The organism is Hafnia alvei (assembly GCF_964063325.1).
Taxonomy (GTDB): domain Bacteria; phylum Pseudomonadota; class Gammaproteobacteria; order Enterobacterales; family Enterobacteriaceae; genus Hafnia; species Hafnia alvei_B.
Window position 1 is genome coordinate 4,818,048 of sequence record NZ_OZ061315.1, and the last position, 21,107, is coordinate 4,839,154.

Annotated in this window: 12 protein-coding genes, 1 tRNA gene and 3 rRNA genes; 4 read left to right on the forward strand and 12 right to left on the reverse strand. The window is 48.1% G+C overall.

Annotated elements, in window-relative coordinates:
* Positions 1-847: 847 nt before the first annotated feature.
* The 4 genes from rrf to AB3Y96_RS22355 all read right to left on the reverse strand — a co-directional run bounded on the left by rrf (position 848) and on the right by AB3Y96_RS22355 (position 5,986).
* Positions 848-963: ribosomal RNA gene (gene rrf, locus AB3Y96_RS22340) — 5S ribosomal RNA — on the reverse strand.
* A 120-nt stretch (positions 964-1,083) separates the two neighbouring features.
* Positions 1,084-3,992 (reverse strand): 23S ribosomal RNA (locus AB3Y96_RS22345).
* A 237-nt stretch (positions 3,993-4,229) separates the two neighbouring features.
* Positions 4,230-4,305: transfer RNA gene (locus tag AB3Y96_RS22350), tRNA-Glu, on the reverse strand.
* 138 nt (positions 4,306-4,443) lie between these two features.
* Positions 4,444-5,986, reverse strand: a 16S ribosomal RNA gene (locus tag AB3Y96_RS22355).
* The 16S, 23S and 5S rRNA genes sit together here with 1 tRNA gene alongside, the layout of an rRNA operon.
* 525 nt (positions 5,987-6,511) lie before the next feature.
* Here AB3Y96_RS22355 and AB3Y96_RS22360 point away from each other — a divergent pair.
* Both AB3Y96_RS22360 and mdtD read left to right on the forward strand, forming a co-directional pair.
* The gene (locus AB3Y96_RS22360) at positions 6,512-7,204 is read left to right on the forward strand and encodes a FadR/GntR family transcriptional regulator (protein ID WP_072308121.1); all 693 of its coding nucleotides are present in this window, start codon (positions 6,512-6,514) and stop codon (positions 7,202-7,204) included.
* 11 nt (positions 7,205-7,215) lie between these two features.
* Positions 7,216-8,655: a multidrug transporter subunit MdtD gene (mdtD, locus tag AB3Y96_RS22365; protein WP_367300245.1), complete on the forward strand. Its 1,440-nt coding sequence runs from the start codon at positions 7,216-7,218 to the stop codon at positions 8,653-8,655.
* On the opposite strand, the gene rbsR is transcribed toward mdtD, so the two are convergent.
* The 7 genes from rbsR to kup form a co-directional block, all read right to left on the reverse strand.
* Positions 8,630-9,631, reverse strand: coding sequence for a ribose operon transcriptional repressor RbsR (gene rbsR, locus AB3Y96_RS22370; protein ID WP_072308123.1), 1,002 nt, complete (start codon positions 9,629-9,631; stop codon positions 8,630-8,632). The genes mdtD and rbsR overlap by 26 nt on opposite strands.
* A gap of 27 nt (positions 9,632-9,658) precedes the next feature.
* Positions 9,659-10,582 (reverse strand): ribokinase, encoded by a 924-nt coding sequence (gene rbsK / locus AB3Y96_RS22375; RefSeq protein ID WP_072308124.1) that lies wholly within the window; start codon positions 10,580-10,582, stop codon positions 9,659-9,661.
* A gap of 58 nt (positions 10,583-10,640) precedes the next feature.
* A complete protein-coding gene (rbsB, locus tag AB3Y96_RS22380) occupies positions 10,641-11,528 on the reverse strand; it encodes a ribose ABC transporter substrate-binding protein RbsB (protein ID WP_072308125.1) in 888 nt (295 codons plus the stop codon).
* Between the two features lie 24 nt (positions 11,529-11,552).
* Complete coding sequence (rbsC, locus tag AB3Y96_RS22385) at positions 11,553-12,533, reverse strand: ribose ABC transporter permease (protein ID WP_072308126.1); 981 nt, start codon at positions 12,531-12,533, stop codon at positions 11,553-11,555.
* Between the two features lie 6 nt (positions 12,534-12,539).
* Positions 12,540-14,045, reverse strand: a complete 1,506-nt coding sequence (rbsA, locus tag AB3Y96_RS22390) for a ribose ABC transporter ATP-binding protein RbsA (protein WP_072308127.1) — start codon at positions 14,043-14,045, stop codon at positions 12,540-12,542.
* Positions 14,046-14,052: 7 nt separating this feature from the next.
* Positions 14,053-14,472 carry a D-ribose pyranase gene (gene rbsD / locus AB3Y96_RS22395; protein ID WP_040045296.1) on the reverse strand — a complete coding sequence of 140 codons (420 nt, stop codon included), beginning with the start codon at positions 14,470-14,472 and terminating at the stop codon, positions 14,053-14,055.
* 404 nt (positions 14,473-14,876) lie between these two features.
* A complete protein-coding gene (kup, locus tag AB3Y96_RS22400; RefSeq protein ID WP_072308128.1) occupies positions 14,877-16,745 on the reverse strand; it encodes a low affinity potassium transporter Kup in 1,869 nt (622 codons plus the stop codon).
* A gap of 261 nt (positions 16,746-17,006) precedes the next feature.
* Here kup and ravA point away from each other — a divergent pair, with 261 nt between their 5' ends.
* Both ravA and viaA read left to right on the forward strand, forming a co-directional pair.
* Positions 17,007-18,515 carry an ATPase RavA gene (gene ravA, locus AB3Y96_RS22405; RefSeq protein WP_367300246.1) on the forward strand — a complete coding sequence of 503 codons (1,509 nt, stop codon included), beginning with the start codon at positions 17,007-17,009 and terminating at the stop codon, positions 18,513-18,515.
* A gap of 1 nt (position 18,516) precedes the next feature.
* On the forward strand, positions 18,517-19,971 hold the full coding sequence (viaA, locus tag AB3Y96_RS22410) for an ATPase RavA stimulator ViaA (RefSeq protein WP_367300247.1): 1,455 nt from the start codon (positions 18,517-18,519) through the stop codon (positions 19,969-19,971).
* Between the two features lie 3 nt (positions 19,972-19,974).
* Here viaA and asnA read toward each other — a convergent pair whose 3' ends face one another.
* Positions 19,975-20,967: an aspartate--ammonia ligase gene (asnA, locus tag AB3Y96_RS22415; protein ID WP_367300248.1), complete on the reverse strand. Its 993-nt coding sequence runs from the start codon at positions 20,965-20,967 to the stop codon at positions 19,975-19,977.
* Between the last annotated feature and the right edge of the window lie 140 nt (positions 20,968-21,107).

Below are 21,107 nucleotides of genomic sequence, written 5' to 3' on the forward strand. Positions count from 1 at the left end.
GCTTAAACAAGTTAAGCGATGCTCGAAAATTAACTTTCGTAATAATTCAACTAAATGAATTACTGCTTGGTCACTCTTCAAGACTTTAATATTTTATCGTCCGAGGACGTTAGATATTGTCTTGTGAGTGCCCACACAGATTGTCTGATAAATTGTTAAAGAGCAGCGAATTGCGAACATTCGTTCCAGCAACTCGGGAGGTGCATATTACGCTTTCCTCCTGAAGAGTCAAGCTTTTTTCTTTTCAGAAATTCGCATTACTGCGATGCTTTTCTCTTCCTCACCGAGCGACGTTTGCGTCGTTGTTCCCGGTCAGTGGTGGCGCATTATAGGGACTTCTCAGCAGGTGACAAGTGTTTATTTCATAAAACTTTCTGAGTGCATAATATTTCATCATTAAGTTTAAAAAACGACAGTCTCTGAATAAATATTACGCAGAAATGGCCTGTGCTACAGCTATTGTCGTATTTACAGATATAAACATAGAGGTAGAAAAACATATTCAAGCTTTGATTTTATTATTGGTTAGATCGATTTTAAAATCGTTTATCACCAAAAAAATAAGAGACTCGGGGTCGGATGTAATTTGGCTTATAGCAGAACTTGCGCTTGATCTAAGAACAATTGAGGGAAAAATAAGTAAGGAGGGTAATGAAGAGAAATAAAGTAATTAGAAGTGTGGTGCTTAATTTGATCTAATTGGGGAATATATAACCAGATAAATAACATTCTCATGTAGCAGCTACGCTGCGAAAACATTTTTCATGGTTAATAGAGAATGATTTACTCAAATTCCCCATAGCAAAAAACCCCAGTCTTTCGACTGAGGTTCTTTACTTGATTTAAAGCCTGGCAGTTCCCTACTCTCGCATGGGGAGACCCCACACTACCATCGGCGCTACGGCGTTTCACTTCTGAGTTCGGCATGGGGTCAGGTGGGACCACCGCGCTATCGCCGCCAGGCATATTCTGTTATTTGTACCGCTCTCTGTATTTCTACAGCTAGCCATACAAACCAATCTGTTCACAAGCCTACTCTTTGTGTTTTCGCGTCTCTGCGTCTTAAAACACCTTTGGTGTTGTAAGGTTAAGCCTCACGGATCATTAGTACTGGTTAGCTCAACGTATCGCTACGCTTACACACCCAGCCTATCAACGTCTTAGTCTTAAACGTTCCTTTAGGAGACTCAAGGTCTCAGGGAAGACTCATCTCGAGGCAAGTTTCGCGCTTAGATGCTTTCAGCGCTTATCTTTTCCGCATTTAGCTACCGGGCAATGCCATTGGCATGACAACCCGAACACCAGTGATGCGTCCACTCCGGTCCTCTCGTACTAGGAGCAGCCCCTCTCAATCTTCCAACGCCCACGGCAGATAGGGACCGAACTGTCTCACGACGTTCTAAACCCAGCTCGCGTACCACTTTAAATGGCGAACAGCCATACCCTTGGGACCTACTTCAGCCCCAGGATGTGATGAGCCGACATCGAGGTGCCAAACACCGCCGTCGATATGAACTCTTGGGCGGTATCAGCCTGTTATCCCCGGAGTACCTTTTATCCGTTGAGCGATGGCCCTTCCATTCAGAACCACCGGATCACTATGACCTACTTTCGTACCTGCTCGAGCCGTCACTCTCGCAGTCAAGCTAGCTTATGCCATTGCACTAACCTCACGATGTCCGACCGTGATTAGCTAACCTTCGTGCTCCTCCGTTACTCTTTAGGAGGAGACCGCCCCAGTCAAACTACCCACCAGACACTGTCCTCAATCCCGATTAGGGACCGGAGTTAGAACATCAAACATTAAAGGGTGGTATTTCAAGGTTGGCTCCACGCAGACTGGCGTCCACGCTTCAAAGCCTCCCACCTATCCTACACATCAAGGCTCAATGTTCAGTGTCAAGCTATAGTAAAGGTTCACGGGGTCTTTCCGTCTTGCCGCGGGTACACTGCATCTTCACAGCGAGTTCAATTTCACTGAGTCTCGGGTGGAGACAGCCTGGCCATCATTACGCCATTCGTGCAGGTCGGAACTTACCCGACAAGGAATTTCGCTACCTTAGGACCGTTATAGTTACGGCCGCCGTTTACTGGGGCTTCGATCAAGAGCTTCGCCTTGCGGCTGACCCCATCAATTAACCTTCCAGCACCGGGCAGGCGTCACACCGTATACGTCCACTTTCGTGTTTGCACAGTGCTGTGTTTTTATTAAACAGTTGCAGCCAGCTGGTATCTTCGACTGGCTTCAGCTCCATCCGCAAGGGACTTCACCTACGCGCCAGCGTGCCTTCTCCCGAAGTTACGGCACCATTTTGCCTAGTTCCTTCACCCGAGTTCTCTCAAGCGCCTTGGTATTCTCTACCTGACCACCTGTGTCGGTTTGGGGTACGATTCAATGTTACCTAGAGCTTAGAGGCTTTTCCTGGAAGCTTGGCATCAACTACTTCATCACCGTAGTGACTCGTCATCACGCCTCAGGGTTAATAAAAGCACGGATTTACCAATGCTTTCCCCCTACACGCTTAAACCGGGACAACCGTCGCCCGGATAGCCTAGCCTTCTCCGTCCCCCCTTCGCAGTAACACCGAGTACAGGAATATTAACCTGTTTCCCATCGACTACGCCTTTCGGCCTCGCCTTAGGGGTCGACTCACCCTGCCCCGATTAACGTTGGACAGGAACCCTTGGTCTTCCGGCGAGCGGGTTTTTCACCCGCTTTATCGTTACTTATGTCAGCATTCGCACTTCTGATACCTCCAGCAACCCTCACAGGCCACCTTCAACGGCTTACAGAACGCTCCCCTACCCAACAACACCTAAGTGTCGCTGCCGCAGCTTCGGTGCATAGTTTAGCCCCGTTACATCTTCCGCGCAGGCCGACTCGACCAGTGAGCTATTACGCTTTCTTTAAATGATGGCTGCTTCTAAGCCAACATCCTGGCTGTCTATGCCTTCCCACATCGTTTCCCACTTAACTATGACTTTGGGACCTTAGCTGGCGGTCTGGGTTGTTTCCCTCTTCACGACGGACGTTAGCACCCGCCGTGTGTCTCCCGTGATAACATTCTTCGGTATTCGTAGTTTGCATCGAGTTGGTAAGTCGGGATGACCCCCTAGTCGAAACAGTGCTCTACCCCCGAAGATGAGTTCACGAGGCGCTACCTAAATAGCTTTCGGGGAGAACCAGCTATCTCCCGGTTTGATTGGCCTTTCACCCCCAGCCACAAGTCATCCGCTAATTTTTCAACATTAGTCGGTTCGGTCCTCCAGTTAGTGTTACCCAACCTTCAACCTGCCCATGGCTAGATCACCGGGTTTCGGGTCTATACCTTGCAACTTGACGCCCAGTTAAGACTCGGTTTCCCTACGGCTCCCCTATTCGGTTAACCTTGCTACAAAATATAAGTCGCTGACCCATTATACAAAAGGTACGCAGTCACCCCATAAAAGAGGCTCCCACTGCTTGTACGTACACGGTTTCAGGTTCTATTTCACTCCCCTCGCCGGGGTTCTTTTCGCCTTTCCCTCACGGTACTGGTTCACTATCGGTCAGTCAGGAGTATTTAGCCTTGGAGGATGGTCCCCCCATATTCAGACAGGATGTCACGTGTCCCGCCCTACTCATCGAACTCACAACATATGCATTTTCAAGTACGGGGCTATCACCCTGTATCGCCGGACTTTCCAGACCGTTCCTCTGACACATACGCTGATTAAGGTTCTGGGCTGTTCCCCGTTCGCTCGCCGCTACTAGGGGAATCTCGGTTGATTTCTTTTCCTCAGGGTACTTAGATGTTTCAGTTCCCCTGGTTCGCTTCGTTAAGCTATGTATTCACTTAACGATAGTGTGACGAATCACACTGGGTTTCCCCATTCGGAAATCGTCGGTTATAACGCTTCATATCAGCTTACCGACGCTTATCGCAGATTAGCACGTCCTTCATCGCCTCTGACTGCCTAGGCATCCACCGTGTACGCTTAGTCACTTAACCTCACAACCCGAAGGTGTCTTTTTAGTGAACACGGTTACGAACCGGTTCAAGACAGCATTCAAGATTGCAAAAAATTGAGAGACTGCTTAATGCAAACTGTGTCAGTGTGTCTCACAGTTGCTTAAGCTTTCAAATTTCAGCTTGTTCCAGATTGTTAAAGAGCAATATCTTAAACACGACTTAATAAAGTCATCTTTAAGATATTCAGGTGATAATGTCTTTCACTCATTATCGGAATGGCGTCCCCAAGGGGATTCGAACCCCTGTTACAGCCGTGAAAGGGCAGTGTCCTAGGCCTCTAGACGATGGGGACACGAAAATACCGACAAAGCTTGCGCTTTCTCGTTTCGTATCAGCATGAGTCTTAAAACTCACAACATCAACAGGTGCTCTTGCTCATTAATTTCATCAGACAATCTGTGTGGACACTGCACTTAACGCTATCTTTAGGTAAGGAGGTGATCCAACCGCAGGTTCCCCTACGGTTACCTTGTTACGACTTCACCCCAGTCATGAATCACAAAGTGGTAAGCGCCCTCCCGAAGGTTAAGCTACCTACTTCTTTTGCAACCCACTCCCATGGTGTGACGGGCGGTGTGTACAAGGCCCGGGAACGTATTCACCGTAGCATTCTGATCTACGATTACTAGCGATTCCGACTTCATGGAGTCGAGTTGCAGACTCCAATCCGGACTACGACATACTTTATGAGGTCCGCTTGCTCTCGCGAGTTCGCTTCTCTTTGTATATGCCATTGTAGCACGTGTGTAGCCCTACTCGTAAGGGCCATGATGACTTGACGTCATCCCCACCTTCCTCCGGTTTATCACCGGCAGTCTCCTTTGAGTTCCCGACATTACTCGCTGGCAACAAAGGATAAGGGTTGCGCTCGTTGCGGGACTTAACCCAACATTTCACAACACGAGCTGACGACAGCCATGCAGCACCTGTCTCAGAGTTCCCGAAGGCACTAAAGCATCTCTGCTAAATTCTCTGGATGTCAAGAGTAGGTAAGGTTCTTCGCGTTGCATCGAATTAAACCACATGCTCCACCGCTTGTGCGGGCCCCCGTCAATTCATTTGAGTTTTAACCTTGCGGCCGTACTCCCCAGGCGGTCGACTTAACGCGTTAGCTCCGGAAGCCACGCCTCAAGGGCACAACCTCCAAGTCGACATCGTTTACAGCGTGGACTACCAGGGTATCTAATCCTGTTTGCTCCCCACGCTTTCGCACCTGAGCGTCAGTCTTTGTCCAGGGGGCCGCCTTCGCCACCGGTATTCCTCCAGATCTCTACGCATTTCACCGCTACACCTGGAATTCTACCCCCCTCTACAAGACTCTAGCTGACCAGTTTCAAATGCAGTTCCCAAGTTAAGCTCGGGGATTTCACATCTGACTTAATCAACCGCCTGCGTGCGCTTTACGCCCAGTAATTCCGATTAACGCTTGCACCCTCCGTATTACCGCGGCTGCTGGCACGGAGTTAGCCGGTGCTTCTTCTGCGAGTAACGTCAATCACTGCGGTTATTAACCACAATGCCTTCCTCCTCGCTGAAAGTACTTTACAACCCGAAGGCCTTCTTCATACACGCGGCATGGCTGCATCAGGCTTGCGCCCATTGTGCAATATTCCCCACTGCTGCCTCCCGTAGGAGTCTGGACCGTGTCTCAGTTCCAGTGTGGCTGGTCATCCTCTCAGACCAGCTAGAGATCGTCGCCTAGGTGAGCCATTACCCCACCTACTAGCTAATCCCATCTGGGCACATCTGATGGCGTGAGGCCCGAAGGTCCCCCACTTTGGTCCGAAGACGTCATGCGGTATTAGCTACCGTTTCCAGTAGTTATCCCCCTCCATCAGGCAGTTTCCCAGACATTACTCACCCGTCCGCCGCTCGTCACCCAGAGAGCAAGCTCTCTTGTGCTACCGCTCGACTTGCATGTGTTAGGCCTGCCGCCAGCGTTCAATCTGAGCCATGATCAAACTCTTCAATTAAAAGCTTGATTTGCTTAAACAAGTTAAGCGATGCTCGAAAATTAACTTTCGTAATAATTCACTAAATGAATTACTGCTTGGTCACTCTTCAAGACTTTAATATTTTATCGTCCGAGGACGTTAGATATTGTCTTGTGAGTGCCCACACAGATTGTCTGATAAATTGTTAAAGAGCGACGCCAATTAAACATAAGTTCTCATTGGCGTGGGCTGCGTATACTACGCTTTTAGCCCAAAGAGTCAAGCATTTATTTTTCAACAAACTGCATAACTCATTAAATCTTCTTACTGGCCAAGCGATGTTTGCATCGTTATTCCCGGTCAGTGGTGGCGCATTATAGGGACTTCTCAGCAGGTGACAAGTGTTTATTTCATAAAACCTTCTGAATGCATAATATTTCAACATTAAGCTTAAAAAACGTAAAATACGCGCCACTTTTAACCGAATAAAGACATTGCAGTTAGGTTTTGTAGGATAAAATAAGAGTGAAACAAGGGTAATTATGCCAGATAGGACCTAAAGCCATGCAACTCAATGCACAACAACAAGCTGCACAACGCAACCTTTCTTATCTGTTAGCAGAAAAGATCGGTCAGCGTATTCTCTCTGGAGAATATAAGGCAGGCAGCATCCTGCCAGGGGAGCTCGAGCTTGGAGATATTTATGGTGTCAGCCGTACTGCCGTTCGCGAAGCAGTAAAAATGCTGGCCGCTAAAGGGATGGTATTACCTCGCCCAAGAATTGGTACTCGCGTTATGCCAAGCAGTAACTGGAACTTCTTAGATCAGGAGTTATTAACTTGGTGGCTAACCCGTGAGAACTTCGAGCATGTAAAGGAACACTTTTTAGTTTTACGCAATGCACTGGAACCACAGGCCTGCCTATTAGCGGCGCTCCATGCCTCAGAAGAGCAGAAAGCTGAACTCAATGCATTAATGGAAGAGATGCGCGAATTGAATAACCGCTTTGACCGCGAGCGCTGGATCAAAGTTGACGTTCAATTCCACCAGCTTATCTATAAGGCCAGTGCGAATCCTTTCCTAACATCATTCGCTAACCTATTCAGTTCCGTTTACCAAAGCTATTTCCGCGCAATTACCGGTGATGAAGTGATAAAGCTCAGTCTTCATCAGGCTATTGTTGATGCAATTTTGACAGGAAACAGTATGGATGCATTTATTTCCTGTCAGGCTCTGCTAGGACAAAAACACGACTAACCGGTATACCTATGACAAAAACTGCCCGTAGTATGGCTGGCTTACCTTGGATTGCCGCCATGGCTTTTTTCATGCAAGCCTTAGACGCAACCATTCTGAATACAGCTATTCCCTCTATTGCGCGTAGTTTGGATCGCTCCCCGCTGGTCATGCAATCTGCCATTATCAGCTATACGCTGACGGTTGCGATGTTAATCCCCGTCAGCGGGTGGGTTGCAGATAGATTTGGTACCCGCAAAGTTTTTATCTTCGCGGTTTCTCTGTTCTCACTTGGTTCTCTATCGTGTGCATTATCAGGCTCCCTAACGATGCTGGTCTGCTCACGCGTGCTTCAAGGTATTGGCGGCGCAATGATGATGCCGGTTGCGCGATTAGCATTACTACGCGCCTACCCTCGCAGTGAGTTATTGCCAGTCTTAAACTTTGTCACGATGCCAGGGCTTATCGGGCCGGTAGTCGGGCCGATGCTCGGTGGCTGGCTAGTCACCGTAGCGACTTGGCATTGGATATTCCTAATCAATATTCCTATTGGTATCGCCGGTATTTTTTACGCCCGCCGCTATATGCCTGACTTCAAGACCCCAACTCGACGCTTTGATTATATTGGCTTCTTAATTTTTGGGCTAAGTCTGGTTTGTCTCTCTACCGGTATGGAGCTTTTTGGCGAAAACGTACTGCCGGTCATCTATGCGTGGCTGATTCTATTTGCCGGTGTTGCTCTACTATTTACCTATGTTCTACATGCTCGCCGCCATCCGCAGCCGCTGATTGATTTACCACTCTTTAAAACTCGGACATTCTCCATTGGCATCGTGGGTAACGTTGCTTCCCGACTGGGTACGGGATGTATCCCGTTCTTAATGCCATTAATGTTGCAGGTTGGTTTTGGGTATTCAGCCATTATTGCTGGCTGCATGATGGCGCCAACGGCGATAGGTTCGATAATTGCTAAATCAACCGTAACCGGTGTATTACGTCGATTTGGCTATCGTAAAACGTTGGTCTGCGTAACGATGATTATTGGGGTGATGATTGCTCAGTTTTCACTGCAAGATCCTGACATGCCATTATGGATGCTGGTTTTGCCGTTATTCTTACTAGGGATGGTGATGTCGACGCAGTTCACATCAATGAACACTATTTCATTGGGCGATTTAACAGATAAAAATGCCAGTGCGGGCAATAGTGTTCTCGCGGTAACCCAACAACTATCAATTAGCTTTGGGGTTGCACTCAGCGCCGCCGTATTGAGATTCTATGACTCTCTATCATTTGGTTCACTCGTCGATCACTTCCACTACACCTTTATTACCATGGGCGTAGTGACTATTCTCTCTGCGCTGATCTTCTTAATGCTGCGCCCTACCGATGGTGATTCCCTTATAAAGGGGCGTAAAGCGCAGCTGCGTAGAAAAAACCGTGACGCTAAATCTGCCCAACAGAATCCCTAACCATTAACTCGGGTGTTAAAACCAGAGTTTGCGGCTCAAGATCAAGATTCATAAGGCGATACAAAAGCGTATCAACTGCTAATTCACCTAGTTCATCTTTGGGCTGGTGAATGGTGGTTAACGGCGGAGAAAGGTATTGCGACATCTCAATATCGTCGTAACCGACCACGGCCACATCGCACCCCACTTTAAGCCCGGCTCGATACAATGCCTGATAGACCCCAACCGCCATGGCATCATTACCTGTGAATACGGCATGTGGCGGTTCTGGTAGAGCAAGCAGTTGATTCATTGCATCAACACCGCCAGAAAATTCAAAATCACTAAATATTACGTACTCATCAGGGATCGCAATGCCTGCCTGCTGCATTTCATAACGATAGCCTTCCAAACGCTCCCAAGCCGGCGTTTTATCTTTTGGCCCCGCAATACAAGCAATCTTGGTATATCCACGCTCTAGTAGATGACGTGTCGCAATTTTCCCGCCAAGGAACGAGTTATCTTGGATAACATCATTAGGACCATCAAAAACGGCCCAATCCATCATTACGGTGGGCAGCGATGGATATCGGCTCAGCATTTCGCGCGCCGGACGATAGCTTTCAGTACACATCATCAATAGCCCATCAACTCGCTTTTGTAGCAGAGTTTCAAGACTCTGATTCATACGGGCCAAATCGCCTTCGGTATTACATAAAATCAAACTATAACCGCGCTCGTAACAGCTGCGCTCAACGCCGCGTACAACTTCAGCAAAGAATGGGTTATTGCTGGTTGTCACCAGCATGCCGATGGTTCGAGTTTGATTAAGCTTCAAACTGCGCGCCAATGCAGAAGGGGCGTAGTTAAGCTCTTGTACCGCAGACAACACTTTGTCGCGCACGCTGTCGCTGACAAAGCGGTTGTTATTGATGACATGAGAAACTGTTGAGGTTGATACGCCCGCTAAGCGGGCGACGTCTTTCATGGTGGTCACTCAGAGCTACTCCTAATACCGCGACTCTTAGTGTGACTGGAGAAAAGAATCGATCTCTTTGCGCCAAGGAACGGAAGGTTGAGCACCTTCACGCGTCACAGCGATAGCAGCCGCCGCATGAGCAAAACGCACCGCGGCGTTAATTTCAGTGCCTTCCAGCAAAGCAGTTACTAAAGCACCATTAAATGTATCGCCCGCGGCGATAGTATCAACGGCTTTTACTTTAAACCCTGGAATCGTTTTGCCTTGTTGATTTTGGCTTAAAAATACGCCTCGACTGCCCAAGGTAATCAACACGGTCTTAATACCTTTTTGGTGTAGAACTTCGGCGGCCTGCTGAGCGCTCGCATCGTCTTTAATCGCGATACCCGTTAACTTTTCAGCTTCTGTCTCATTGGGCGTGATGACATCGATATTAGAAAGTAAGTCATCAGGCAGTTCGCGAGCAGGTGCCGGATTCAAAATAACCTGCGTATTATGCTTACGCGCTAATTGAGCCGCTGCCATAACCGTTTCCAGTGGCGACTCTAGCTGCATGAGCAATGCATCGGCATCTTCAATCAGCTTTTGATGCTTAGATAAGTAATCAGGCGTTACCGCGGCGTTAGCGCCCGCGCTGATCCCAATCACGTTCTCTCCTTCCTGATTAACAAAAATCAGCGCGACGCCGGTGGTTTCACCGTCAATAGCTTCAATCGCTTGAGTATTGATGCTATCGCTAGAGAGCTGCTGGCGAATACGTTCACCAATGTCATCCTGACCGACGCAGGCAATAAAGGAAATATCGGCACCGCTACGACCGGCAGCTACCGCTTGGTTCGCCCCTTTACCACCAAAAGCCACTTTATACTGCTGACCTAAAACGGTTTCTCCCGGGCGCGGGAAATGCTCGGTATTTAGGATATGATCAGCATTAATACTGCCCAATACCACCAATTTGCCTTTTTGCATCTTGCTCAATCCCTTAAATGTGCGCCACCGCAGGATTGCCTGCAGCGGCGCTATTGTATTACTCGGTAACCAGTTTCAGCTCAACAGGAATATTGGCTGGCACTTTTTCGCCTTTCAATACTTTATCCGCTGTTTCTACGCCAATCACGCCAATTTGCTCAGGCTGTTGGGCAACAGTTGCACCTAGTTTGCCACGCTGAACCGCTTTGACGCCGTCTGCGGTGCCGTCAAAACCAACCACCAACACATCAGCTTTACCCGCCGTTTGTAGCGCACGCAGTGCGCCTAAGGCCATTTCATCGTTCTGTGCAAACACCGCTTGTACCTGTGGGTGTGCCGTTAGCAAATTCTGCATAACGTTCAGGCCCTTGGTACGGTCAAAGTCAGCAGGCTGACTGGCCAGCATGTTGAATTTGTGTTCTTCCTGAGCTTGTTTGAAGCCTTCGCCACGCTCACGTGCGGCAGACGTTCCTGCAATGCCTTCTAACTGAATAACTTTGGCATTATCACCTAGTTTCTTCGCGATAAACTCACCCGCAGCCTTACCGCCAGCGGTGTTATCAGAAGCGATATGGCTTACCACAACGCCTTTATTCGCAGCACGGTCCAGAGTAATAACCGGAATTTTGGCCTGATTAGCCATCAGAATCGCATTGCCTACCGCATCAGAGTCAGTTGGGTTAATCAGCATCAGCTTGGTGCCACGTACGGTTAAGTCCTGCACGTTAGCCAGTTCTTTCGCCGGGTTATTCTGAGAATCCAAAATCACCAGCTTATAACCTAACTTATCAGCTTCTTTTTGCGCGCCGTCTTTCATGGAAACAAAGAACGGGTTATTCAGCGTGGATACCACCAGCGCGATAGTGTCTTGCGCCATCGCATTTGCGCTCAGAGTTGCACTTAAAGCCGCAGCGGAGATCAGTGTTGCCAGTTTTTTCATATTCATTATCGTCGTTTCCTGTAGGGGAGATTATTTGTTGCTTTTGTTGTCTACCAGAACCGCCAGCAAGATAACCACTGCTTTAACGATCATTTGGTAGTAAGACGAAACACCCAGTAAATTCAGACCATTATTCAGGAAACCTAAGATCAATGCGCCGATCAATGTCCCCATAATACGGCCTTTACCACCCGCTAAACTGGTTCCTCCCAGCACAACGGCGGCAATAGCATCCAACTCATAGCCTGTACCCGCCGTTGGCTGTGCAGAGGAAAGACGAGCAACCTCGATAACACCGGCCAGAGCAGAGAGCAAACCACACAGCGAATAAACAATAATTTTTACACGGTCAACGCTAATACCTGACAGGCGGGTTGCCGACTCATTGCCACCCAACGCATAGATATAGCGGCCAAGGCGCGTGTGATGCAGCATGTACCATGCCAGAGCGAACACGATCACCATCAACCAGATTGGGGTTGGGATCCCAAGCGGGCGGCCAATACCGAACCAACCAAACAGCTCAGCCGCATCCGAGAAGCCCGTATTTATCGGGCTACCGTTGGTATAGACCATGGTCACACCGCGCAGCAGCAACATCATGACTAACGTCGCGATAAAGGCCTGCACTTTACCTTTGGCGACAATAACGCCCGTGCATCCACCGATTGCGGCGCCAAGCGCTAGGGCAGCAAACACGGCAACAAAGGCATTAACTTCAAGCCCTACGATCGACGCGGCAACGGCACCGGTGATCGCCAGTAACGATCCGACCGATAAATCAATGCCTGATGTCAGGATCACCAGCGTCATCCCCACCGCCATAATGGCGTTGACCGATGTTTGCTGCAAAATGTTGAAGAGGTTATTGAGCGTAAAGAAATTCGGGCTCATTGAGGATACAACCGCAATCAGCACCAGCAGGGCGATCAGCGACTTTTGCTCCAGCAATAATGTTTTTAACTGATCTTTACTAAACCCACCTTGTTTCTGGGTTGTCTGGCTGTTCATCTGCGATTACTCCTGCTTCACGCCGTATTGCTTGCCAACGGCGGCTGCCATCAGCACTTCTTGGGTTGCCTGTTCAATTGAGAATTCTCCACTGAGATGGCCATCATGCATCACCAAAATGCGGTCACTCATACCAAGCACTTCTGGCATTTCAGAGGAGACCAAAATGATGCTTAGCCCTTCTTGTTTGAACTGGTTAATAAGTTGGTAAATCTCTTTCTTAGCCCCGACATCGACGCCACGCGTTGGCTCATCAAGAATCAGCACTTTCGGACGCGTCATCAGCCCGCGAGCAATCGCCACTTTTTGCTGATTACCGCCAGAGAGCAAACCAATTGGCTGATCCATCGACGGCGTTTTCACATTAAACAGGCGCATAAAATCGCTAACGGCTTCTTGCTCTTCAGCATGCTTTAAAGAACCATTAGCTCGGCTGAAATAGCGCAATGCGGTAAGAGACATGTTCTCTTTCACCGACATTCCCAGCACTAAACCATCTCGTTTACGGTCTTCAGAAATATAAACAATGCCGTTTGCCAAACCATCCTGCGGGGAGTGAGTTACCACCTCACGTCCATCAAGTGTGACAAAACCCTGTTTGCGCGGTAATGCACCGTACAGGATTTTCATTAATTCAGTACGCCCTGCGCCCATCAGGCCAGAAACACCGAGAATTTCACCGCGATATAGATCGAAACTGACATTTTCAACGCCAGGTCCATACAGGCTTTTTACCTGCAAACGTAATTCACCGCGTGGCTGATTCAAGCGCGGATACTGTTCTTCTAATTTGCGGCCAACCATCATCTCAATCAGTGAATCTTCTTGTAGCTCACTAACTGGACGCTCGGCAATGAACTGCCCGTCACGGAAAATCGTGACGTCATCGCAAATCTCAAAGATTTCTTTTAGACGATGGGAGATATAGACGATGCCACGACCTTCTGCCTTCAGTTCCCTAATGACTTTAAACAGGGACTCGGTTTCTGTGTCTGTCAGCGCATCGGTAGGCTCATCCATGATGATGACTTTAGATTCAAAGCTCAGCACCTTAGCAATTTCGACCATTTGCTGATCGCCAATGGATAAATCACCCACCAGCCGATGGCTGCTGTAGCTGATATTGAGGCGAGCCAGCAGCTTATCCGCTTCGGCATACATTTTTTTCCAATCAATACAGCCCAAACGATTCACAAACTCACGCCCCAAGAAAATATTCTCGGCAATGGTGAGTTGTGGAATGAGATTGAGCTCCTGATGGATAATGCCGATACCCGCTTCCTGAGAAGATTTAGGGCCGTTAAACGTGACTTCTTTTCCGAGGAAGTTTTGGGTGCCCGCATCTTTTTGATAGATACCGGTGAGAATCTTCATCATGGTGGACTTCCCCGCACCGTTTTCGCCCACTAGCGCCATGACACGCCCGGGATAAACATTTAGCGCAGCGCCTGATAGGGCTTTGACGCCGGGAAAGCTTTTATCAATGCCTTTTAAGGCTAATAACGGTTGCATAGCGGCCTCAGAAGGTTACGCCAGAATAAAGCAGTACATTCGCATACGGAGAACACTCTCCGCTGCGAATCACGGCCTTACTGGTGGAGCTCAGCACTTTAAATTGCTCATGGCTGACATACTCCACCGTGATGGTATTTCCCTGGTGTTGTTCGAGTTGTTTTAAATTAGCTAATAGCTGCTGATGGATTTCGGCGTTTTTGCCCGGCATCTCTTGCGCAATAACCGCTTTTTCAACCTGCATTTCTTGTGTAATCACCCCCACAACCTGAAGAAAACTAGGAACACCGTGGGTTAATGCCAAATCGATACGTTGGGTTGAATCAGGGATAGGAAGCCCCGCATCTCCCACCACAATGGCGTCGGTATGACCTAAACGAGAGATGAGATAAGAAATCTCGGAATTGAGTAAGGTGCCTTTTTTCATTTTTTGCTCCACCAGCGAAACGTTTCGCTTGTAAGAATTCTAGGTACAAATGAATGACTGGCAACTAATAAAGTTGATATTTGTGATCGCTATCGAAACGTTTCGATAGCAGAAGCGTTTCAGCGGATTTTGATAATTTGTATAAGAAAGGACGGGGAATAAATATGCTGAGATTCGTAGATATTTCGAACGCCTACAATCTTAGCATCTCTATGAAGCTTCTAAAGTAGGCGTCCGATAAGGGGGAACCAGAGCATTCCCCCTTAACCCGCGCTCTTAATCCGAGATGGCATTTTCGCGCCGGGTCGGCATGCGCCATTCCTTGGCGCCTCCTCCCCTAGCGGCAACATCCTGTTGCCGCTGCTCTGTCTACGATTTTATTCAAAGACATTTCACTAATCTGCCTAAATTTCCACCTGCGTTCCAAGCTCAATAACTCGGTTTGGCGGGATCTCAAATTGGTCTGCAGCCTGTAGCGCGTTTCGGCTTAATGCCATAAACAGTTTGCCACGCGCTTTCAGATACCAAGGTCGTTTGCCTAAGATCAGCGACTCATGTGACATGAAGAACGATGTTTCCATCATCCGACATGGCAGACCTTCGAGCCCGCAACGATGGAAGATTTCCTCCACGTTTGGCGTTTCTTTAAAACCATAGCTAGCAACGACGCGCCAGAAAGTAGGGGAAAGCTGTTCAATGGTGACACGACGAACGTTGTGAACATAAGGCGCATCTTCCGTGCGAAGCGTCAGCAAGATCACTCGCTCATGTAGCACCTTGTTATGCTTCAGGTTATGTAGCAATGCGAAAGGAATAACGTTCATCGCACGCGACATATATACCGCCGTTCCCTGTACGCGTACCGGTGGTGATTTCTCTAACGATGCGATCATCGCTTCCAGAGAATTACCATGCTCATGCAAACGGCGTAGCAGACGGAAACGCTCACTTTTCCATGTTGTCATGATGATAAACATCACCAGTCCAAGGGCTAGTGGCAGCCAACCACCGGAGAAGAACTTCAGGGCATTGGCGGTAAATAGCGGTATATCCATGCATAGCAACCCAACAATCAGGATCATCACCACGAAGCGGTTCCAGTGCCAGTTTTTTACCGCCACGGTACAGCTGAGAATACTGGTTAATACCATGGTTCCGGTTACCGCAATACCGTAGGCTGCAGCCAGATTGCTGGAGTGTTCAAAGCTGGCAATCACAATCACCACAGAGATATACAACGCCCAGTTAATCGCAGGAATATATATCTGCCCAGCTTCCATATCCGACGTATGAATGATTCGCATAGGCGGCAGATAACCTAAACGAACAGCTTGGCGAGTTAATGAGAATACGCCAGAAATAACGGCCTGTGAGGCAATAACTGTCGCAAAAGTTGCCAAGACAAGAAGCGGAATCAGTGCCCAATCTGGTGCTAACAAGAAGAACGGGTTTTTGATCGCTTCTGGGTTTTTCAGCAGTAATGCGCCTTGCCCAAAATAATTCAGGATCAGTGATGGAATAACAAAGAAGAACCATGCCAAACGGATAGGCTTCTTACCGAAGTGGCCCATATCGGCATACAGCGCTTCAACGCCGGTAATCGACAGCACGACCGCCCCCAGCGCAAAGAACGCCATGGAACGATGTTCAACGAAGAACCCAATCGCCCATTTAGGGTTTAATGCTGTCAACACTGCAGGATTATCCATGATGCTGCGCGCACCAAGAATGGCTAGTGTCAGGAACCACAGCACCATCACCGGCGCAAACAATTTACCGATGCTTCCCGTTCCATGTTTTTGAATGAAAAACAGGATGGTAAGAACGAATATAGAGAGAGGGACGATGTAAGGATCAAGCGACGGCGCCGCTATCTCGAGGCCTTCTATCGCTGACATCACTGAAATTGCAGGCGTAATAACCACTTCCCCATAGAAGAAGCTGCCGCCTATTAACCCCAAGATCACTAAAATCGCAGTCACTTTAGGCGCAGTATTACGCCCGGCTAATGACATCAGGGTTAATATCCCACCTTCACCTGCGTTATCTGCTCGCATGACGAAAGTCAGGTATTTAAGGGATACAATGAGGATCTGCATCCAGAAAATCAGTGAGAGAAAACCAAATACAATTTCTGGTTCAACATTAAAACCGTAGTGACCAGAAAAACACTCGCGTAAGGTATATAAAGGACTTGTACCTATATCGCCATACACCACGCCGATAGCGGCTAGTGTAACTGTCGTTAATGAACGTTTATGCTCTGAACTCATAACTTGTTTCTTTTGCTGGAACATCTATAAGCGATGCGCGTACTGACAGACCGAGCGCTCATAAAAAACGCACAGTATGCATAAATCAGCACAATTTCCTACTATTTAGATTAAAGGAAATATGACTGAGCCTTTGAAAACCGGCGTATAACAAGCTTAGAAAGCTTTAAAAAAATCAACAAGCTAAGCTATGAAATAAAGCTGGTCAACGCTCCAAGAAGTCGATAAAACAAAACAATCCTTGTTATGAATGGGACTATTATGACGCAATCTAGCCAATTGGCCGAACGTATTTCGCGACTAAGCCATGCTTTGGAAAACGGACTTTACGAACGACAAGAAGCCATCCGGCTCTGTTTACTCGCCGCCCTATGCGGTGAAAGCGTATTTTTACTCGGCCCCCCGGGGATTGCAAAAAGCCTTATTGCTCGCCGTTTAAAATTTGCATTTCGCCATGCACGCGCCTTCGAATATCTCATGACCCGCTTCTCCACCCCTGAAGAGGTGTTTGGTCCATTGTCGATTCAGGCTCTGAAAGACGAGGGTCGTTACCTACGCTTAACCCATGGTTATTTACCCGAAGCTGAAATTGTTTTCTTGGATGAAATTTGGAAAGCAGGCCCAGCTATCCTAAACACGCTTCTAACCGCCATTAACGAGCGCCGTTTTAGAAATGGCGACAGTGAAGACGCGATTCCAATGCGCCTGTTAGTCACAGCTTCGAATGAATTACCTGAATCAGATAGTAGCCTAGAAGCGCTCTATGACCGTATGCTTATTCGTTTATGGCTAGATAAGGTACAAAAGAAACAGAACTTCCGCGCCTTAATCACCAGCAGCCAAGACGAAAACGCAAACCCAGTACCTGAAGCATTAAGCATTTCAGACGAAGAGTTTCATGCTTGGCAGCCACAAATCGGCAAAATCGCACTCTCGACCCACTGCTTTGAGCTCATTTATCAACTGCGCCAACGAATCAATATATTAGACGATGCACCATACATCTCTGATCGTCGTTGGAAAAAAGCGCTACGTCTTCTTCAAGCCTGCGCCTTCTTTAGTGGTCGCACCGAACTGGCACCGCTTGACCTAATTTTGCTGAAAGATTGCTTATGGCATGATTTTGCCTCTCGCCAAATGCTTAACCAGCAGATTCAACAAATGTTGACCGATCAGGCTTATCAACAACAAAGCCTGCTGCTACAGCTACAGCAAACGGAAGCAAGCTGGCTTCAGTCTCAACAAGAACAAAGCCAGCAACAGGCCATGACGCTACCGGTGAAAACGGGGTTATTTAACCGCAAACAGGCGCACTCTCTGCCGGATGATTTCCCCGTCGGCAAAGTCACCTTAATGCTGTTCAAGCCGTTAAAAATTCATGACATGTTGGTAACCCATATCGTCACCGACTCAGGGGATCTCTCTCGCTGGTTGCAAAAAGGTGGAGAGTTCCGCGCCAAACTTAACGGCATTGGTTTTGCTTTACCGATTGATATCACTCTTGATGATAAACACCAGCTACAAATACGGGATGTTAGCTATCAAACCACCATGCTTTCATTGCCAGGTAAAAAGAATGGAGATATTCCTGCCGATATTCAGGAGAAAATCCAACAGATCGAAAATACGTTGAGCGAGCAGCGACGCCTTTTTGCCTCTCACCAGCCTTGCCTATTTGTAAGCAGCGATTGGCTAGCCCAGATTGAAGCTAGTCTGGCGAGCATTGATGAAAAACTGCGTACGCTGAAAGCGACGCTGAAAGGCGGGTAATATGCCAACTCTTGAAGCAGTTGAAGCCTTTTTGGTGGTCAATGAAAACGAACTGATGCAGGATTTTCTCATTGGTTTGATGGCCGCCCCACAGCTGGCAGTTTTCTTTGAGAAATTCCCGCGCTTACGTTCGATCCTTGAAGGTGAGCTCCCAAGTTGGCGTAATCGGCTAGAAAGGAGGATCAAAGAAACCTCCGTGCCGGAAGATCTCGCGCATGAGTTCACGCTTTATCAGCATCAGTTAGGTCTTCAGAGCGCAGATTTTTTTCAGCAACTCTCCGAGACGCTAGCCATATTGCGTGACCATGAATCCCCTTTTATCTATGAGGCTGAAGCACTTTGCCCCGATGGCGCTACGCCGCGCAGCATTAGTTTTCAAACGCTGTTCTTGCAGCGTTGGCGATTAAGCCTGATAGCCAGAACCCTAACGCTTCATCATCAGGTTTTAGATGAAGAACGTGAGCTGTTGCAGGCTGAATTACAGCAGCGTATGCAAATCAGTGGGGCACTGGAGCCGGTGTTAGTTGATAACGAAAACGCGGCCGGCAAGCTATGGGATTTAAGTAAAGGGGAGTTACACCACGGCGATTATCAGCTCATGGTGCAATATGGCGATTTCTTAGCTCAGCAGCCTGAATTGAAAAAACTGGCTGAGCAGCTCGGCCGCAGCCGCGCATCAACCGCTGAAGATAAGCAAAGCACCGAGCAAGAAGTGGCTCGAGTGATGGTACGTGAGCCCGCCATCATGCCTGAAGAAGTCAGCGGAATTCACCAAAGCGATGATATTTTGCGTCTCCTACCGACTGAGCTCTCGATGTTAGGTATGGAAGAGCTGGAATTTGAGTTCTACCGTCGATTGCTGGAGAAACGCCTACTCAGCTACCGTTTACAAGGTGATGTTTGGCGTGAACAAGAATTTCAGCGTCCGATCACCTATCAAAAAACCCATCAGCAACCGCGTGGCCCTTTTATCGTCTGTGTGGACACATCGGGATCCATGGGAGGGTTTAACGAACAGTGTGCCAAAGCCTTCTGTTTGGCGCTGCTGCGAGTGGCGCTTGCCGACAATCGCCGCTGCTACATCATGCTATTTTCCAGCAGCGTGGTACAGTATGAACTCACCGCAGATTCAGGCATCGATCAGGCTATCCGATTCTTATCACAGCGCTTTCGTGGCGGAACTGATTTAGCCCAATGTTTATCGTACACCGTGGCGATGATGAAACAATCGGCGTGGAAACAGGCTGATGCAGTGGTTATCTCTGATTTTATCGCTCAACGATTGCCAGAGGATATGGTGAAACAGGTTCGCCAACTGCAGCAAAACAATAGCCACTGTTTTCACGCAGTGGCTATGTCTGAGCACGGAAAACCCGGCATTATGAAGATCTTTGATCATATCTGGCGCTTTAACACCGGGATCAAAGGGCGCCTGTTACGGCGCTGGAAGCGTTAATGCTTAGAGAAGCGAGTCAATTTGATCGCGAACTTCTGGTGCCCAAACACCGCACTGTACCTGACCAATATGCTGCTGTTTTAGCATCAGCATCACCAAGCGAGACTGACCAATGCCGCCGCCGATAGTCTGTGGCATTTCACCGCGAACCAGCGACTGATGCCATTCAAGCTTCATACGCTCTTCATCGTCGGTCAGTGCCAGCTGGCGCTTCAGCGTTTCCGCGTCAACACGGATGCCCATAGAAGAAAGCTCGAACGCATCTTCTAACACTGGGTTCCACACCACGATATCGCCGTTCAAACCAGCAAAACCTTCTTCGCCAATCGACGTCCAGTCATCATAGTCTGGAGCACGAACATCATGCGCTTTGCCGTGCGATAGCTTTCCACCGATACCAATCAAGAATACCGCCCCTAATTCTTTCGCAATGGCACGTTCACGGCCTTTTGCATCCAGATCGGGGAAACGGCGCAGCAGCGTTTCGCTGTGGATAAAATGGATCTCTTCTGGCAAAGAAGGTTCGATACCAAATTCAGCGGCAACTTCTGCCTCAGTTGCTTTCATTGCGGCGTAAATTTTACGTACGGTTTCTTTTAAAAACTCAGGTGTACGCTGGCCATCGCCCATAACGCGTTCCCAATCCCACTGGTCAACGAAAACCGAGTGAATTGGCGTCAGACGGTCTTCATCTGGGCGCAGCGCTTTCATGTGGGTGTATAAGCCTTCACCTGGGCCAAAATCATGCATACCCAAGGTTTTGCGTTTCCACTTAGCCAGAGAATGCACAACTTCGAACGTATCTTGCGGTAACGTCTTCACTTTTACCTGTACCGCTTTTTCGCTGCCAGACAGGTTATCCTGAGTACCATCACCTAAGCGGCTCAGAATCGGTGCTTGAACTTCAATTAAACCAAGCTGTTTTTCCAGCTGGCTAGAGAAGGAAGATTTCACGAAGCTGATTTGTTGTTGTTTTTGTATAAATTGTTTTTTCATTGCCGTTCTCACATTAACCTGTCTTTGTTAAAACAGATTAAGCAACAGAATGGCATCAAGATTCAATATCCAACAATAAATATTGCCTTTTAGGTTTTATTCCATCATTTTTAACCCGTTTAAAATAACTAATCGCTAAA

Excerpts from the sequence above, each read along its gene's own strand:
- AB3Y96_RS22360 (WP_072308121.1), top strand. The coding sequence starts at position 6,512 with ATGCAACTCAATGCACAACAACAAGCTGCACAACGCAACCTTTCTTAT.
- mdtD (WP_367300245.1), top strand. The coding sequence starts at position 7,216 with ATGACAAAAACTGCCCGTAGTATGGCTGGCTTACCTTGGATTGCCGCC.
- rbsK (WP_072308124.1), bottom strand. The coding sequence starts at position 10,582 with ATGCAAAAAGGCAAATTGGTGGTATTGGGCAGTATTAATGCTGATCAT.
- rbsB (WP_072308125.1), bottom strand. The coding sequence starts at position 11,528 with ATGAATATGAAAAAACTGGCAACACTGATCTCCGCTGCGGCTTTAAGT.
- rbsC (WP_072308126.1), bottom strand. The coding sequence starts at position 12,533 with ATGAACAGCCAGACAACCCAGAAACAAGGTGGGTTTAGTAAAGATCAG.
- rbsA (WP_072308127.1), bottom strand. The coding sequence starts at position 14,045 with ATGCAACCGTTATTAGCCTTAAAAGGCATTGATAAAAGCTTTCCCGGC.
- rbsD (WP_040045296.1), bottom strand. The coding sequence starts at position 14,472 with ATGAAAAAAGGCACCTTACTCAATTCCGAGATTTCTTATCTCATCTCT.
- kup (WP_072308128.1), bottom strand. The coding sequence starts at position 16,745 with ATGAGTTCAGAGCATAAACGTTCATTAACGACAGTTACACTAGCCGCT.
- ravA (WP_367300246.1), top strand. The coding sequence starts at position 17,007 with ATGACGCAATCTAGCCAATTGGCCGAACGTATTTCGCGACTAAGCCAT.
- viaA (WP_367300247.1), top strand. The coding sequence starts at position 18,517 with ATGCCAACTCTTGAAGCAGTTGAAGCCTTTTTGGTGGTCAATGAAAAC.
- asnA (WP_367300248.1), bottom strand. The coding sequence starts at position 20,967 with ATGAAAAAACAATTTATACAAAAACAACAACAAATCAGCTTCGTGAAA.